The organism is Spiroplasma endosymbiont of Virgichneumon dumeticola (genome assembly GCF_964264745.1).
Lineage (GTDB): Bacteria > Bacillota_I > Bacilli_A > Mycoplasmatales > VBWQ01 > Spiroplasma_E.
Map to the genome: position 1 here is coordinate 530,817 of NZ_OZ183478.1, position 18,092 is coordinate 548,908.

At 29.0% G+C, this 18,092-nt stretch carries 17 protein-coding genes; 15 read left to right on the forward strand and 2 right to left on the reverse strand.

The window, feature by feature from the left end; translation table 4 throughout:
- The first annotated feature begins 32 nt into the window (after nt 1–32).
- From ACFEL4_RS03410 to ACFEL4_RS03480, 15 genes are all read left to right on the forward strand, one after another.
- Complete coding sequence (locus ACFEL4_RS03410; RefSeq protein ID WP_308150134.1) at nt 33–161, forward strand: hypothetical protein; 129 nt, start codon at nt 33–35, stop codon at nt 159–161.
- Nucleotides 162–193: 32 nt separating this feature from the next.
- Nucleotides 194–2,086 carry a VirD4-like conjugal transfer protein, CD1115 family gene (locus tag ACFEL4_RS03415; protein ID WP_375318114.1) on the forward strand — a complete coding sequence of 631 codons (1,893 nt, stop codon included), beginning with the start codon at nt 194–196 and terminating at the stop codon, nt 2,084–2,086.
- A 155-nt stretch (nt 2,087–2,241) separates the two neighbouring features.
- Nucleotides 2,242–2,904 (forward strand): CDP-diacylglycerol--glycerol-3-phosphate 3-phosphatidyltransferase, encoded by a 663-nt coding sequence (pgsA, locus tag ACFEL4_RS03420; RefSeq protein ID WP_375318115.1) that lies wholly within the window; start codon nt 2,242–2,244, stop codon nt 2,902–2,904.
- A gap of 2 nt (nt 2,905–2,906) precedes the next feature.
- The gene (locus tag ACFEL4_RS03425) at nt 2,907–3,713 is read left to right on the forward strand and encodes an SDR family NAD(P)-dependent oxidoreductase (RefSeq protein ID WP_375318116.1); all 807 of its coding nucleotides are present in this window, start codon (nt 2,907–2,909) and stop codon (nt 3,711–3,713) included.
- A gap of 254 nt (nt 3,714–3,967) precedes the next feature.
- Entirely contained in the window at nt 3,968–4,327 is a 360-nt protein-coding gene (locus tag ACFEL4_RS03430; protein ID WP_375318117.1) for a hypothetical protein, read from the forward strand.
- Nucleotides 4,328–4,500: 173 nt separating this feature from the next.
- Nucleotides 4,501–4,692, forward strand: a complete 192-nt coding sequence (locus ACFEL4_RS03435) for a hypothetical protein (RefSeq protein ID WP_375318118.1) — start codon at nt 4,501–4,503, stop codon at nt 4,690–4,692.
- Nucleotides 4,670–5,350 (forward strand): IS1595 family transposase, encoded by a 681-nt coding sequence (locus tag ACFEL4_RS03440; protein WP_375318119.1) that lies wholly within the window; start codon nt 4,670–4,672, stop codon nt 5,348–5,350. The genes ACFEL4_RS03435 and ACFEL4_RS03440 overlap by 23 nt, the downstream gene beginning before the upstream one ends.
- Before the next feature lie 769 nt (nt 5,351–6,119).
- Nucleotides 6,120–6,662 (forward strand): ribosome-recycling factor, encoded by a 543-nt coding sequence (locus ACFEL4_RS03445; protein ID WP_375318120.1) that lies wholly within the window; start codon nt 6,120–6,122, stop codon nt 6,660–6,662.
- 31 nt (nt 6,663–6,693) lie between these two features.
- Nucleotides 6,694–7,716: a phosphatidate cytidylyltransferase gene (locus tag ACFEL4_RS03450; RefSeq protein ID WP_375318121.1), complete on the forward strand. Its 1,023-nt coding sequence runs from the start codon at nt 6,694–6,696 to the stop codon at nt 7,714–7,716.
- 34 nt (nt 7,717–7,750) lie between these two features.
- Nucleotides 7,751–8,878, forward strand: a complete 1,128-nt coding sequence (locus ACFEL4_RS03455) for a site-2 protease family protein (protein ID WP_375318122.1) — start codon at nt 7,751–7,753, stop codon at nt 8,876–8,878.
- 68 nt (nt 8,879–8,946) lie between these two features.
- Nucleotides 8,947–9,348 (forward strand): GNAT family N-acetyltransferase, encoded by a 402-nt coding sequence (locus tag ACFEL4_RS03460; RefSeq protein WP_375318123.1) that lies wholly within the window; start codon nt 8,947–8,949, stop codon nt 9,346–9,348.
- A 242-nt stretch (nt 9,349–9,590) separates the two neighbouring features.
- On the forward strand, nt 9,591–13,940 hold the full coding sequence (locus ACFEL4_RS03465) for a PolC-type DNA polymerase III (protein WP_375318124.1): 4,350 nt from the start codon (nt 9,591–9,593) through the stop codon (nt 13,938–13,940).
- A 31-nt stretch (nt 13,941–13,971) separates the two neighbouring features.
- Nucleotides 13,972–14,811, forward strand: a complete 840-nt coding sequence (locus ACFEL4_RS03470; RefSeq protein ID WP_375318125.1) for a Pr6Pr family membrane protein — start codon at nt 13,972–13,974, stop codon at nt 14,809–14,811.
- Between the two features lie 449 nt (nt 14,812–15,260).
- Nucleotides 15,261–16,091 (forward strand): class II fructose-bisphosphate aldolase, encoded by an 831-nt coding sequence (locus ACFEL4_RS03475; RefSeq protein ID WP_375318126.1) that lies wholly within the window; start codon nt 15,261–15,263, stop codon nt 16,089–16,091.
- 219 nt (nt 16,092–16,310) lie between these two features.
- A complete protein-coding gene (locus ACFEL4_RS03480; RefSeq protein WP_375318127.1) occupies nt 16,311–17,144 on the forward strand; it encodes a glucosamine-6-phosphate deaminase in 834 nt (277 codons plus the stop codon).
- A gap of 115 nt (nt 17,145–17,259) precedes the next feature.
- On the opposite strand, the gene ACFEL4_RS03485 is transcribed toward ACFEL4_RS03480, so the two are convergent.
- Both ACFEL4_RS03485 and ACFEL4_RS03490 read right to left on the reverse strand, forming a co-directional pair.
- Entirely contained in the window at nt 17,260–17,649 is a 390-nt protein-coding gene (locus ACFEL4_RS03485; RefSeq protein ID WP_375318128.1) for an IS1595 family transposase, read from the reverse strand.
- Nucleotides 17,650–17,707: 58 nt separating this feature from the next.
- The gene (locus ACFEL4_RS03490; protein WP_375318129.1) at nt 17,708–18,079 is read right to left on the reverse strand and encodes a hypothetical protein; all 372 of its coding nucleotides are present in this window, start codon (nt 18,077–18,079) and stop codon (nt 17,708–17,710) included.
- Nucleotides 18,080–18,092: the final 13 nt, after the last annotated feature.

The window sequence follows — 18,092 nt, forward strand, 5'->3', positions numbered from 1 at the left end:
TTTTTAATAAATGTATAAATTAGGAGTTTATTATGAAACAAAGAGACAAAAATAACGAATTTAAAAAGAAGAAAAGTTATCGTTTTCGTCGTAATGTCGCAATTGGTATTTGTATGCTTATTGTTTGTACAATTGCTGGAGCAATTGCCACTTATGGTTAATATTCAACTTTATTAAAATTTAGGAGCAAAATATGAAATTTTTACGCACAAAAAAATGAGTATTACCAATTATTTTATTGATAGCAATTCCATTTTTAATTGTTATTAATACTTTAGGTGTTTATGCTATTATTTTCGTTAGTGGTATGTTTAATAATGTTAAACAAGGACAATCATTTACTTTACAGCATTTAACGCAAGATATTAAAAGTCATTGATTAATGTTTTTAGTTTTATGGGTAATTGAAATTAGTGTTTTATTATTTTACTTAATGATGCATAAATATAAAATTCATCGTGAAACACATAATAAAAGTCGTTTTCTTCGTGATTCTAAAAATAAAGTTTATGGTTCGGCAGCATGACTAACAACTAATGAAATTGCTAATATTTTCCCTTTATCAAAAACAGCCAAGGATGATTATGGAATTGTTGTCCAAACATCAAAAACCAAAATTGGTGGTGTTCAATTTAATATTAAACCTGATGCCCACAACATTGTAATTGGAGGAACTGGTTCTGGTAAAACCCAAAAATTAGTTATTCCTACTTTGTATTTAAATGCCCAATCAAAAGTTAAACCATCAATGGTTGTTACTGACCCGAAGGGAGAACTATTTCAAAATCATTCTAAGATTTTAAAAAATAATGGTTATGATGTTTATGTTATTAATTTACGTGATACTTCAGTTTCTAATTCTTGAAATCCTTTTGTTAAAGTTTATGATTTCTATGTGGAATCAATGCGCTTAAAAAAAGAAAATAATCCGTTAAACGATTCTATTACTTATGAATCAATGGCGTTATCGTGAATTAATGATATTGTTGAAGCATTATTTCCTGAATCAGACCCGAAACAAAAGTTTTGAAATCAATCAGCGATGCAAGTTGTGAAAGCGATTATGTTATTTATGCTTGAACAATTAGAAGACCAACCTGATGTGCCATTAAAATACTTTAGTATGTCTAATGCAGCTATTGTCGCTACTAATCGTCAACGCTTTGTTGAAATTCTAAAGAAGATGCCAACCCAAAGTTTAGCGCGACAAATTGGATTAGGAGTTTTAGAAGGAGCTGAAGAAACTGCAGGTTCAATTAGTCAAATGGTAGCCAATGGATTACGTTTATTTACTGACCCTGTTACGAGAAATATTAGTTGTAGCAATGATATTAATTTAGATGATGTTGTGAAAAAACCAAGTGCTGTTTTCTTAGTTGTTCCTGATGAATCTAATGAACGTAATGCCTTTGTCTCAATGTTTATTGCTCAGTTATATAAGAACACTATTCGTTATGCTAGTACTTTACCTGATTTAAAGTTACCGCGTCCTTTATATTTCATTTTTGATGAGTTTGGAAATATCCCAACGATTGCTAATATGGCACAAATGATTACCGTAGCTCGAAGTCGTAATATTTTCTTCATGATGATTATGCAAGATTTGCAACAACTAACACAAAAATATGGTAAAGAAACAGCAGAAACTATTTTTAATAACTGTATTTTACATACGTTTTTACAAACCATGGATTTACAAACTGCTAATAAATATTCTGATATGTTCGGTGAAAAAACTATTATTAACTATAGTCATTCTGGCAATAAAGATAAAAAGGCTGATAACATTAACTCTTCATTGCAAGGTAAGAAATTAATTACTGGTAGTGAATTGATGAAATTAGATTTCAATACTGCTGTTATTTTCTTAGCTAAACATAACCCTGCCAAAACAAGATTAATTCCTTTTTATGAATGAGGTGTTAAACCGACAGGAATGGCCACTGTTACTAATGCTTCACGATTAATTGATTTTAATAAAGATTACTATTTAAGTTATATTGGTCTCTTTTATTATATTGAAAAACGGAAAAATCCTGAAGCTGCTGCTAATCGTGAAAAGAAAGAAGCAGAAACTAAAGAATAAAAATAATTTAACTAAAGAAAACTTTTTTATTAGTAATAGCAAATTAATGCTAATAAAAAAGTTTTTTAAATTTTAAGTTAAACTCCAAACTTCTTTATACAAACTGTAGTATATAGTATAATAGATAAGTAAACTTATACGAAAGGATTTTGTCCATGAACGTTCCTAATTCAATATCATTATTCAGACTATTATTAGTACCAGTGATTATATTTTTAATGATAATTGCACCTGTTAATGATAACTTCTATTATTTATGAAATGCTACTATTAGTCTTAGAAACTATCAATTACCTATTAGTTGGTTAATAGCAGGTATCTTATTTATTATTGCTTCCATTAGTGATTTTATTGATGGATGGTGAGCACGAAAATTTAATCAAGTAACTGTCTTTGGTAAGTTTTTTGATTCAATTGCTGATAAATTACTAACTAATGGTGTCATAATTGTTATGGCTTGTGCTACTATTGTTCCGATTTGAATGGCAGTTATTTTAGTATTACGTGATTTTATTATTGATGTTGTCCGTCAAATTTTAGCAAGCAAAGGTACGATTATGGCTGCTGACAATTATGGTCGTGTCAAAGCAGCAGTACAAATGGTAGGAATCACAATCTTATTGTTTGTTAATTTTCGCTTCTTAAGTGGTTCTTCTAGTGGTAACAGTATCAATGATCAGTATGGTATAATTAACCAATTAGTATTACTACCAATGTATATTGCTACTATTTTAAGTATTTTTAGTGCTTATAATTATATTTATCTTAATGCTAAAAATTTATTTAGTGTGGAAAAAAATAAAAAAAAGGAGTATTAATTATGAAAAACAAAGTCAGCGTATTAAATCAATGAGCAGTTGTCACGGGTGCTTCTAAAGGTCTTGGATATTTTTATTGTCAATTTTTATTATCTCAAGGTTATCATGTCTTAGGTGTTTCTCGTAATAGTAAAAATATTTTAGACTTAGTTAAGCAATATCCCCATTTACAAGTTAAAAATTATGATTGCGATTTATCAGATATTAAAAATGCTTATCAGTTATTTGAATTTGCCAAAACATTAAATGTTACAGTAGTTATTAATAATGCTGGCTATGGAGTATGAGGTAAATTTCAAGCAAGTTCTTTAGACCAAGAATTAAATATGATTAATTTAAATATTGCTACTTTGCATATTTTAACGAAACTATTTGTGCAACGTTTTACTGAAAATAATTTTGGGCGTGTTATTAATGTTGGGAGCATGGCATCATTTACGCCAGGTCCTGCTTTTACTAGTTACTATGCATCTAAAGCTTATGTCTGAAATTTAGGAGTAGCAATTAATTATGAATTAATTCGCGCTAAAAGCAAAGTTCGTGTTATTACTATTTGCCCTGGTCCATTAGAAACTGATTTTTGAAATCGCAGTAGTAATGGCAAAGGTAGCAAAGAACATTATAGTTCATTATTACCAGTTTTAGATACGCAAAGTTATGCCGATAAGTCTTTAAAAAAAGCTTTAAAAGTAAAAAGAAAAGGATTTTTGGTAGTAGGTGTTTCTAACAAAATCACAAAATTGATTATGAAAATTTTACCATTTAGAATAGTATTAAAAATGGTTTACAATTATCAAAGTAAACGTTAAAATGTCCAACTTAAAAAAGGATAATATTGCTTTTAAATATCTTAATTATTAATTAATGATACTATGAGTATATTAAATTTCTTGTATAACATAACTCCAAATTAGACTAAATATTGTTTTGATTTTATTAATAAAAAGTTTTAAATGATTTAAGTTATGCAAGGAATCTAATTAATAATGTATGAAACTAATTATTTAACAAACCTAAAAGAATAAATACTAGCATTTCCATATTTTTAGAAAGGGATGATTGTATGAGAAAAAAGCAAAAGGTTTGATTATCTATTTTTTTATCATCAATATTAATTGCTAGCGGTATTATATTTGTTATTATTTTTAAATTTAGTTGCACTAATCAAAAAATAAGCACTTCTTTTAATCAATTATTTGGTTGACAAGAAACAAATGGTTATGTTTCGAGTTTAACAACGTTTGGTAATGATTTGTATATTTGAACAGAAACTAGTAATCATAAAGGTAAATTATTTAAGTTTGATGGTACGACAGTTACTCTGGTAAATAATTGACAAGAAGCGAATGGTTGAATTAATAGATTATACATTTTTGGTAATGATTTATATATCGGAACAATAACTTTAATGTTTTTCAACTAGTTTTTTAAATCAAAAATATTTAAAATATAACATCATAATTTTGATTATGCATCGTTAAGATAAAGCCATTGATGGGTTGAAATGTATAGATAGTTATAATTTTATTTAAAAATAATATAAAATATAATCTCAAATCTATTGATTGATAGAAGTTAATTGGAGGTTATTGAAATATGAAAAAAATAGTAAATCTTTTAACAGTTTTAACTTTATTCACAACAACAACTATTAATGTTATTGGTTGTGAAACTAGTCAAAAAAACTTAATAATTTCAAAACAACCGGATTTACGAGATGAAATTTTAAGCGGACTTCTCCCCACATGTACTTGTGGAGGAAACAATGAAATTGAATGAGTTCAATAATACTTTTCAAACTGAAAAACAATGTCTTGCATATATAGCAAGTTTGAAACAAAGCAAATGTATTATATGTTCTAGTTTTAATTTGAATACTTCTAATTTAAGAAAAATGATATGTTTGAAATGTCATCAAACATTCAGTATTATCACGGGCACTATATTTTCAAAGTCACAAACACCTTTAATATCTTGGTTTTATCTCATCTTTAGATGAATAAACACCAAACATGGAATTCCATCAACTTATGTTGCAAAAGAATTGGGAGTGACCTTGAAAACAGCTTGAAGAATGGGTCATAAAATCCGAAGTGCCATTGCTAAACAAGAACCTCAATTCATTGTTGAGGGCATAGTGCAAATGGATGAAATGTATCTTTCACATATGGGTTTTAAAAAACAAGGAAGATCCTTGTTGAACAAAACCTTGATTGTTGGTATTTATGAAAAAACAACCAACAATCTGATTGTGAAAGTATTGAAAAACGCAAACAGTAAAAATCTTTTGCAGTTTGCAATAAACCACATTTCTTCAAAGTGTGATGTACATACTGATTCTTGAAAAGGATATCGCGATTTGAAATCGGTTTTCACTAAGCATGAAACAGTTAACCATCAAGATGGCTATGTTTCAAAAACTGGTGTAAATACCAACCAAATTTAGTCAGTATGAAAACATATACGAAGAACATTCAAAACACATATCAAAGTTGCAAAACATCATATTCATTTATATGCAAAAGAAGCTGCATATAAATTCAATAACATACCTAGTTTTGAAACTGTAATGCTATGTTTAATTTAAAAATGTGGGGAGAAGTCCGTAGATAGGCTTTTCTCAGCATTTATGTGATAAAATTTAAAAATAGTACATAAAGGGAGAAAAGCCATTTTAAGTTTAACTACTGATAGTAAAGGAACAGTTTATGCTAGAACAGATGAAGGTGAGATTTATAAAAAAGTATTATGAAGAAACTTATTGTAGAAACTATATAAAAATGGTAGCATATAAAAAACATTTAATTTAACAACAATGAAAGCAGGTACTATATTTATGACAAAAGCAGGAAGCATTTTAATTCTCATTATTTTTATTATTGAATCAATTTTTATTATTCCATTATTTTGAACCATTCCTAGTTTTATTTTGTACTAAAAAGTAAATAAAGGCCAAGCAACTGAAGAGAAAAAAATTGCTTTAGCAATTTTAGGAATTATTTTTGGAGCATTACTAGGTATTATTGGAGGCATCTTAATGCTTGTTGATTTAAATAATAAAACAACAAGCATTAATCGTGATAGCAGAATTATAGAATAATTCTGCTATTTTTGTAGTTTATAATAATTTCCATTGGTTTTGTAAAAAAGTATTATATAATTTTTATAGTTTGATTTAAAAAACATAATACTAATCAAGTAACTGGAGGTAAACAATGGAAATTATTGTTTTAACAACAACAAAAGAAATGGATAATGTAATTTCACATTATAAACAAGAAATTAATAAAATTAGAACTGGAAGAGCTAATCCAGCAATTTTAGATGCTATTAACATTAGATGTTATGGGAGCATGGACCGTCTAAGTCATAATGCCCGTATTAATGTAGAAGGTGCCCATCAATTAGTAGTACGTCCTCATGATCGTAGTTTAGTTAAGTCTATTACCGAAGCTATTACCGCTGCTGATTTACGTTTACAAATTAAAACTGAAGCTGATGCTGTTCGTTTAATTTTCCCCCAATTAACAGAAGAAATTCGTAAGAGTCTAGTAAAAGATTTAGCAAAGATTACTGAAGATTACAAAATTAAAATTCGTAATGTTAGACGTGATGCTATTCATAGTCTTAAAAAACAAGAGTTACCAGAAGACCAAAATAAAAAAGGTGAAGAAATAATTCAAAAATTAACTGATATTAAAATTACTGAATTAATGAAAGTAGAAAAAAATAAAATTACCGAATTAATGAAAATTTAAATCAGAAGAGGTAAATTAGGTGGTTAAGATTGTGACAGTAAAAGCAAATTCTTCAACACAAAATGAAGATAACAAGGTATTAAAAGATAATTCTTGTTTTTTTAAAAAATATCAACAACGGATTATTACTAGCATCGTGCTAATTATGGCCGTATCAGTGTGAATGTTTATTGGTGCTGTGTATTTAGAACCAATATTTGGTGTCAAACCTTTATGGTCTGTATATACATTCATGGTGATTAATACTTTAATCTTAATTGGATGTCTGTGAGAAATCATTAATTTAAAACAAGCAGCAAAATGACCGTTAGTCTTAAAACTATTAATTATTACGATGGGAATTATCTTTTTATGATTTCCGATTGGTAAAGAAACTTTTGGTCCATATCTTTATAATCATTTATGATTTGAAACATGAATGTCAATGATAGTATTATTTGGATTTATTGCTATTTTTCTTTTAATCGCTTATCGTGCTAAAACCTTTCAATTAGGTGATGTGTTATTTGTGTTTTTATGAGTTATTTATTTAGTATTAGCGTTTAAAGCCGTTAACTTTTTGATGTTATCACAAATTAATTCTGTTCAAAAATTAGGTTGACCAACATTATTATTCTTATTTGTAATTGTCATGTCGAATGATATTGGTGCTTTTATCGGTGGCGTTATTTATGGTAAAAATAAGTTAGCACCTCGTGTTTCACCCAATAAAACTTGAGAAGGAGCAATTACTGGAATAGGAGTTGCGATGGTATTAAGTATGATAACAGTTATTGTTTTCTTACAAACAAGTAATTACAATCTGTTACCTTTCTATGAAGGTTCAATTGGTAAAGCGCCAATTTATATTGCTTATGTTGCTGTAGTTTTTATTTTATCACTGATTAGTCAAATGGGTGATTTATTGTTTTCATACTTAAAACGTAATTATGGTGTTAAAGATTTTTCTAATATCTTCCCTGGTCATGGGGGATTGTTAGATCGTTTAGATTCATTTTCTGGGGTTGCGATTGCCGGATTTATTGTGGCACTATTGTTTTTAAGTGTCATTTAATAATTAATAAAAAAATATTATTAAGGATGAAGTTATGTATATCTTTTTAGTCATTTTAATTGGTTTATTTACAATATTATTTTTAATTACCCTTCATGAATTTGCTCACTTTGTAATTGCGAAATTATCTGGTGCGTATGTTTATGAATTTGCCATTGGCATGGGTCCCAAGATTCTCCAGTGGGGAAAAAAAGAAACTCGTTATACATTGCGTCTATTACCGTTAGGTGGTTATGTATCAGTAGCATCGGAAATTGCTGATGCTCCTAAAGGTCGTGAAGCAGAAGTTGTTGATCCTAAGCGCATGATGGAAAATCTTCATCGTGGTAAAAAAGCAATTTTTATTAGTGCTGGGGCTTTGATGAACTTATTATTAGCATTTATTTTACTGATGGTTGGGTATGGAATTTATCCTTACAAATATGATCCTAATTTACTACCAACTTATGCTAGTAAAGGACCATTAGCTGATGCTGTGGAAAAATATAATTTGGCTAATACAACGATACCGATTTTAAGTAGTTCTGAGATTACTCATATTTGAAATACTGGTGATGGTGACCACAGTTCAGATAAAAACATTAAATCTTACTATGATTTACAAAAATGATTGAATAGTTATAATAAAAAATACAATGATGTTATTTCTGATTATCAAATTACCTTCTTCGACAATGATAAAGTTAATAAACTAGTTACCTTCAAACCAGAAGACCAAAAAGGTACCTTATTTATTGGTGTTAGTCAACGTAGTGATCATTTAAGTTCAGGTTCTGTTTTTAGCGAAGGTATCATTGATGCATTTAAAGACAGTTATAGTTTATTACAAGCGTTAGGCCAACTAGTTACTTTCCATTGACAAAATATATCTGGACCTGTCGGTATTGTTAAATCCACAAATATTTTTTTAAATCCTGACTTGTCAGCGACCCAAGGGGCAAGTACTTATTTTCGTTGAGCTGCCTTACTGTCTTCTAACTTGTTTTTATTAAATATGTTACCAATCCCACCACTGGATGGTTATAAGTTTGTTGAGAATGCAGTAGAAGCTGCCACTAGAAAAAAACTTAATACTAAATATAAAACAATTGTGACAATAGCAGGAGCCTTACTATTTTTAATTATCTTTGTTGCGATTACGATTAAAGATATATTCTTTTAATAGTAGTAATTATCTCCTATAGTAATAATGTTGAAAGAAAGGAATAAATAATATGCCAGTCAAGGTTTATGATTATTTATTTTTGACTGAAGAATATATTAAAAAAAGAATTATGACCTGTATATAAACCATTAGTACAAGGACAATGCAGAATTAAATTTGAAGTTTTTCTTAAGCAAAATAGTTTTAAGGTAAATAAAGGTAGTAGAATATTTCAATTTGTTTATGAAAATAATGACAAAATATTAGGTGTTGCTTTATTAATAAATAATTTTGAAATTGGTAGTTCATGTTTAAATTGAATATGTGTTGCAAACAAATTTCAAAGGCAAGGTATTGCTTCAGAAATTCTAAAAAGAATAGAAAGTCATTGTTTAGAAAATGACTATATGTGATTACAATTATATTATAACATATATGAAAAAATATCAGGATTAGAAAATAAAAAATTCCTAATCATTTTTGATTAGGAATTTGAGGGCTTACTCCCTTTAACAGTATAATAGTAACATATTAAAATTTTAACGCCAACTAATTCAAAAAAAACTTTAGAAATGACTGAAGAATTAAAACCATTTACAAATGATATTGTAGAACATATTAATAAAAATAATAATATATCAATTAACAATTCAACAATAAAATTAAAACATCTATCATAAATTACGATATAATTAACCCACTAATTATGATGAAAGGAAACATAAAACCAATGAACCAAGATTTACAAAAACTTTTCCATGAAATCGGATTTGATGATTTTGATAATGATTTTACTAACGCTACTGTCCATAGTGTTCAATACTTTCATCATAATCAACAAGCCAACATCACTATTAATTTACCTAACTTCTTACCAATTACTACCCTAAAACGCTTTGAACAACACTTCAAACAACTAGGAGTATCTAATCTTAATATTTACTTTACTGTTAATAACAATTTTGATGAACAATTAGTATTAATATATTTTGAATACATTAAAACCTACAAACTTCATTTACTAGCTGGTATTTATTATTCATTACCAGTATCTGCTCTTAGTTATACTAATAACATGCTTACTATTACTATTCACAATAGTGTTGAAGAAAAATTAGTTAAAAATGAATTAACACAATTTATTAGTTATTTTCATCAATATGGTTTTCTTAGTTTGCAAATTACAACTGTCATTAATCCAAATCAACAACCATTTTCTAGTTACGAAAGTGAAACAAAAGCACAAGTGCAAAAAATAGCAGAAGCCTTAAAAGCAAAACCAATTACTAATACTATTACTCCACCAAAACCAACCTATGGTACTTATCGCAAAAAATCCAAAGTGAACTTAGAAACTACTAATTACACACACCAAATTAAAGATATTCTTAACGATGAACCTAACATTATTGTGACAGGTAAAGTTTTTAAAATTAATAAATTCTTAACTAAAACGCAAAAATGATTTTATTCATTTTCCATTGCTGCTGATACTGACGCTATCACTTGTAAATCGTTTGTTAATAGCGACCAACCTGATGAAAAATTAGATAGTATTAAAGTTGATGATTGAATTAAAATTTTTGGCAATAGTCGTTATGATAACTTTAGTAAAGAACAAGTTTTATGGATTGATGATATTATTGTTGACCAATCATTAAATATTATTGCTAATGATGATGCTGTTTCAAAACGAATTGAATTTCATATCCATACCAAGATGAGCGCCATGGATGGCATTACTTCGCCACAAGATTATATTAATCAAATTGTCAAATGAGGCCACCAAGCTATTGGTTTTACTGATCACTTAAACGTGCAAGCCTATCCTGATATTGTTAGTACTGCTAAAAAACATCCTAATTTAAAAGTTATGTACGGTGTGGAAATGGATTTAATTCCTAATGATATTAGAATTGTTAAAAATGTTGTAAACGAAGAAATAGCAAACCTTGAATACATCGTACTTGACTTAGAAACAACCGGCCTATCTGTTAACTTTCATGAAATTATTGAATTTGGATATGTAATTATGAGAAATAATGTCGTTATTAAACAAGATACAATTCTCATTAAACCTAACGAGTTAGTACCAGAACACATTACTGAATTTACTAATATCACTAATGTGATGTTAAAAGATAAACCACAACTAGCAACAGTGTTACCAACCATTGTTGAATTAATTGGTGACCGAACAATTGTTGCCCATAATGCTAACTTTGATTTTGGCTTTTTACAAGCTGCCATGAAAAACCATAATCTTCCTTTATTAACTAATCCCGTGATAGACACTTTACAATTATCACGTGTCATGCAATCACAATTAAAATATTACCGTTTAGGTGCGATTTGTCGCGTTTATGGAATTAAATATGATGATGATACTGCCCATAGGGCTGACTATGATGCTAATGTGCTAGCACAAGTGTTTGGGAAAATGTTAAAACAACTGCGTGATGAATTTAATTGTTTATTATTAAGCGATGTTAATAAGTTAATTTCTGCTGATATTAACAATAAACTTCGTGGTGAACATATTACTGTTTTTGCTAAAAACCAAACAGGTTTAAAAAGTCTTTATCAATTAGTTTCATTATCACACACGCAATATTTTTATAAATCACCAAAAATTGTTACGAAAGCGATTGATGATTTACGAAAAGACTTATTAATTGGTAGTAGTTGTGTTAATGGTGCAGTTTTTGAAACTGCTATGAATAAAAGTGATGAACAATTAACAACGATTATGCAATGATTTGATTTCATTGAAGTACAACCACCTTCGGTTTATCAAAACTTAGTCCAAATGGGTAATATTACCCAAGAACAACTCCATGATATTATTAAAAAAATTATTGATACTGCCATGAAACTAAATAAATTAGTGATTGCCACTAGTGATGCTCATTATTTATATCCTCATGAAAAAATGTACCGTGATGTTATTATTAATAGCAAAGGGATTGGCGGAGTATTGCATCCACTATATGATCGAAGAGGGAAAGTTACTTCATACCCTGACCAATATGTCCGTACGACAAGTCAAATGTTGAAAGAATTTAGTTTTTTAGATAATCCCGATTTAATTAATGATATTGTTATTAACAATACTCAACAATTAAGCAAGCAATTTACCATGGTTAAACCAATTAAAGAAGGATTATTTACACCAAATATTGATAATGTTGACCAAAAATTACGGAATCTTTGTTATGAAGAAGCATGAAAAAAATATGGTAATCCCTTACCAACGATTGTTGAAAACCGTTTAACACGTGAATTAGATGCGATTATTACGCATGGTTTTGCTGTGGTTTATTGAATTGCTCACAAGTTAGTAGCAAAGTCATTGCAAGATGGTTATTTAGTTGGTTCGCGTGGTTCGGTTGGTTCTTCATTAGTAGCAACATTTGCTAATATTACGGAAGTTAATCCCTTACAACCACATTATTTATGCCCCCAATGTAAAGTCAGTCAGTTCATTAGTAATGGGGCAGTGAAATGTGGCTATGATTTACCACAACAAGTTTGTTTAAAGTGTAATGTTAATATGATTAGTGATGGTCATGACATTCCCTTTGAAACCTTTTTAGGATTTGATGGCGATAAAACCCCTGATATTGATTTAAACTTTTCAGGTGAATACCAAATGCAAGCTCATGATTTTACCAAAGAAATGTTTGGCGAAAACTATGTTTTTCGTGCTGGAACTATTTCTACGATTGCTAATAAAACTGCCTTTGGTTATGTTAAAGCCTATGCTGAAAAAATTGGACAAACGGATATGCGCATAGCAAAAATAGAAATGTTAAGTCAAGGTTGTGTTGGAATTAAAAGAACAACTGGCCAACACCCAGGCGGAATTATTGTCCTACCAAAAGCATATGATATTACCGATTTTACACCGATTAATTATCCAGCTGATGATACTAGTTCTACTTGAAAAACTACCCATTTTGATTTTAACGCCATCCATGATAATTTATTAAAGCTAGATATTTTAGGTCATGTCGACCCGACAGCTTTAAAAATGTTAGAAAACTTAACAGAAGTTGATCCAAAAACAATTCCTAATCAAGACGCAAAAGTATTATCATTATTTTCTAATTTAAGTGCCTTAAATATTACTAAACACGATTTGCTTGGTGAAACAACCGGAGCAATTGGAATTCCTGAATTTGGTACTACTTTTGTTCGGAAAATGCTAAGTGATACGCTACCAACTTCATTTGCTGAATTAGTGCAAATTTCTGGCCTTTCTCATGGGACTGATGTCTGATTAAATAATGCCGATGAATTAATTAGTAAGCAAGGATTAAAATTAAAAGATGTAATTGGTTGTCGTGATGACATTATGACTTACTTAGTATATCAAGGTTTACCTGCCAAAATGGCCTTTAGTATTATGGAAGATGTGCGAAAAGGTAAAGGAATAAAGCCAGAATATGAAACTGTGATGCAAGAAAAAAAAGTACCTAATTGATACATTCAATCTTGTAAAAAGATTAAATACATGTTTCCGAAAGCTCATGCTACAGCTTATGTTTTAATGGCATGACGGGTAGCTTGATACAAAGTTTATTATCCTCATGAATATTATGCTACTTACTTTACAACCAGATGTGATGGTTTTGATATTGAAACAATGTTACAAGGAATTGGTGCTATTACTAATAAATTAAAATCCATTAATGAACGATTAAAAAATAGTACTAATCAAAAAACCGCTATTACTAGTAAAGAACGAGAACTAATTCCACTATTAGAAGTAGCATTAGAAATGCATGCACGTAATATTAAATTTAGTAATATTAGTATTGAACATTCTGCAGCAAAAAGTTTTCAATTAATAACCATTGATGGTGAAAAACAAATTTTACCACCCTTCATTGCTTTAGATGGCTTAGGAGAAATTGTGGCTAATTCAATTATTAACGCTCGTAATGAAAAACCGATAGCTTCGAAAAATGATTTACAATTACGAACAGGACTTACTAAAACTAATTATCAATTATTGTTAACATTAGGTGTATTAGAACATTTAGATGAAAATAATCAATTAATGTTAGAATTATAGTAACAACTAATTTAGAAGTGTAGGTGTATTTATGTATAAATTAAGTAATAAATCCAATTTTTACATGCGTTTGTCGGCGTTAATTATGTTGATTTTATTTTTAATTATTGATTTGATTTCGGCCATTTATTTCCCCATGGATAAATTTAAAGATTTAGGTTATAGTGAGCGAGTAGGAAGTTACTATTCTTATTTTACAACTGAAAGTAATTATATGGTCGTAATATATTTTTGTTTGTATTTATTTGATGCTCATTTTCGAGGAACGAAACCTAGTTTTCAAACGCGATTAGCAGTAACAGTTTATATTACTATTACGATGTTAGTGTTCTGGTTAGGAATTTTTACTGCAGAACAAGACCCTAAGCAGTATAGTTTTTATAATTGAGTATCAACCGTTATTTTACATTTAATTATGCCCATAACCATGATTACTAGTTTTGTGTTAACTTGTGGTCATAATTTTGTTAGTTTAAAGAAGCAACATAAAATTGATTTATGATTAATTGTGCTTTATCCAGCTATTTATTGTATCGTGATTTTAATTCGTGGTCATTTACGTTATTTAGACTATATGGACAGCATTGCTCGAGGCGATGTCTTTCCACATCCCCCACGTGATACGTGATATCCATATTTCTTTTTTGATTATTCTGTTGAACCAGATGGATGATTATTGGCAGCAGCAACTGTGGTTGTTGTGTTTGGTTTGTGTTTTGGTTTGCAATATTTTTATATTTGAGTTAACAATTTAATGTATAAACGTTATCAAAGCCGTGAACATCGTCTTCATGATTTTTACCAAAAGGTATTACGAAAACTTGATAAAAAAAGTAAGAATAAACATAGTAAAGAGGATAATAAAAAGTAGATATTTTTTTATAAAATAACAAAAATAAGTGTTTACTTTTTGAACTTTTAGATTATAATTTAATTATTAAGTGTTATAGATTATAAACATTTGATAATTAAATTATGTGATTGAAAAATCTTTGTAGTAACTAGATGTTGCTATTAGGGGTTTTTTATTTTTTGAAAAGAAAACATGTGAACGTATTGCATTTAGGGTTAGATTAAAGAAATTAATGAAAATATCTTATATGTATTTGTAGTTAGTGTAGTTTCTTATAAAGTTGTTGAGAATTTTATATTCGAAAGTATAATTAACAAACAAATTAATCTAAATTTAATACGCTCAATAAAATCTAAAATGTTTTCCCCTAAAATCATTGAAAAGTTAATCCAATTACTTTTTTCGTTATATAATTAAATTATTAACTCATAGAATAGGTGATTCAACTGAAAGGTAACTTCATAAAAATGTTAAAACACGCCCAAGACAACAAATACGCTGTCCCTGCTTTTAACTTTGATAACTTAGAAATTTTAAAAGGTATTATCCTTGCTGCTGAACAAGAACACTCACCAGTAATTATTATGGCCACTGCTAGTGCCATTAAATTCATGGGCTTAGACTATACATTAGCCATTGCCAATAATGCCATTAACACAGCCACAGTCCCTGTGGTCTTACATTTAGACCATTGTTTTGACCCCCACTTTATTAAAACCAAAGTCACTACTGCTTTTGGCTCAGTAATGCTAGACTGATCTAAATACTCTCTAAAAGAAAACATTGAAAAAACCAAAGAAATTGTGCAATTTGCAGCTCCTTTAGGAATTGCTGTTGAATCAGAAATTGGCCATGTCGGTGGCAAAGAAGACGATATGAACAGTGATACAAATATTTATACAAATATTGATGAAGCAATCCTCTTTAGAAATAAAACTAATATTAATGCTCTTGCCATTTCTGTTGGTACCCAACACGGTGAATACCAAGGTAAACCAGTATTACAAATTGATTTAATTAAACAAATTGCTAGCAAAATGCCAGAAATTCCACTAGTACTACATGGTGCTTCAGGTGTTGATGATGAGCAGTTAGCATTAGCTATTAACGCTGGCATTTGCAAAGTTAATATGGGAACTGATTTAAAAATTGCTTATGCACAAAGTTTAAAAGATAGTTTTAAAAACGACCCGAAATTATTTGATGCCAGAATCTTTGGTCAAACTGCAATTGAAGCTGTAGCAATTGTAGCACGAACTAAAATCATTGCTTGTTTTGCTAATAACAAAGCTAAATAATTTTAAGTATATTGTCATTTTATTAAATAGTATTTGTTTATATATAAACAAATACTATTTTTAACATTAATCCTAAATAAAAAACCAATATTAATATTTTCTCCAAAATTTTTTATAAAATAGATAAAAAATACTAATTTTTATTTTTTAGTGTTAGAATATCAGTGGGATTATTGTTTAAATGAGTGGGAAATCATTTTTGAAAAGGAGGGCACAATTGTGCAAAAAGTTTTAGTCTTTAAAAGCGAACAATCAGCCTCAGAATACTTGGCTATTACTTTCGCTGCTAAGATTGCAAAAAATAATAGTTTAAATAAAAAAACTATTTTAGGATTTGCAACTGGTGTTACACCGTTATTAATGTATAAATATTTAATTCAGTTAAATAAAGGCACTTTTAAATCTGAAACAAATTTTTTAAATAACCAATCTGTTGATTTAAAAAATCCTGTTTCATGAGAAAATGTCATTACCTTTAACTTAGATGAATTTGTCGGTGTCGCTAAAGACCATCGTGAATTATTTTTTAACTATATGCAAGAACATTTATTTAAAGACCTTAATTTACCATCAGGAAATATTCACTTCCCTGATGGTAATGCTATTGATATTAAATTAGCTGCCCAAAAGTATGAAGATGAAATTACTAAGAATGGAAACATTGAATTACAATTAATCTCATTAGGTATTAATGGCCATATGGCATACAACGAACCAGGGACACCATTAGATTCTTGAACACATGAAGCAAAATTAACACCTGAAACAAGAAGAAAACTAGTTGCACAAAAGAAATTTGATAGTTTAGAAACAACTCCAACTTCTGCTTTAACAGTCGGAGTTAAAACTATTTTAGAAAAAATGAACGAAGTTATCATGGTTTCTTTTGGGAAATCAAAAGCCGAGATGACAAGACTAATGATTGAAGGACCAGTAAACTCTGAAGTTACTGCTTCTGCTTTACAAAACCATAAAAATTGTATTTTTGTTCTAGACAAAGATGCAGCAAGTAAACTAAATGGTAAAAACATAGAATTAATCCATATGGACTAGTTTTTCTATTATAACATACCATTTTTTATTTGGCTTTTCTCCCTTTATGTACTATTTTTAAATTTTATCACATAAATGCTGAGAAAAGCCTATCTACGGACTTCTCCTCACATTTTTAAATTAAACATAGCATTACAGTTTCAAAACTAGGTATGTTATTGAATTTATATGCAGCTTCTTTTGCATATAAATGAATATGATGTTTTGCAACTTTGATATGTGTTTTAAATGTTCTTCGTATATGTTTTCATACTGACTCAATTTGGTTGGTATTTACACCAGTTTTTGGAACATAGCCATCTTGATGGTTAACTGTTTCATGCTTAGTGAAAACCGATTTCAAATCGCGATATCCTTTTCAAGAATCAGTATGTACATCACACTTTGAAGAAATGTGGTTTATTGCAAACTGCAAAAGATTTTTACTGTTTGCGTTTTTCAATACTTTCACAATCAGATTGTTGGTTGTTTTTTCATAAATACCAACAATCAAGGTTTTGTTCAACAAGGATCTTCCTTGTTTTTTAAACCCATATGTGAAAGATACATTTCATCCATTCGCACTATGCCCTCAACAATGAATTGAGGTTCTTGTTTAGCAATGGCACTTCGGATTTATGACCCATTCTTCAAGCTGTTTTCAAGGTCACTCCCAATGCTTTTGCAACATCAGTTGATGGAATTCCATGTTTGGTGTTTATTCATCTAAAGATGAGATAAAACCAAGATATTAAAGGTGTTTGTGACTTTGAAAATATAGTGCCCGTGAGAATACTGAATGTTTGATGACATTTCAAACATCTCATTTTTCTTAAATTAGAAGTATTCAAATTAAAACTAGAACACCTAATACATTTGCTTTGTTTCAAACTTGCTATATATGCAAGACATTGTTTTTCAGTTTGAAAAGTATTATTGAACTCATTCAATTTCATTGTTTCCTCCGCA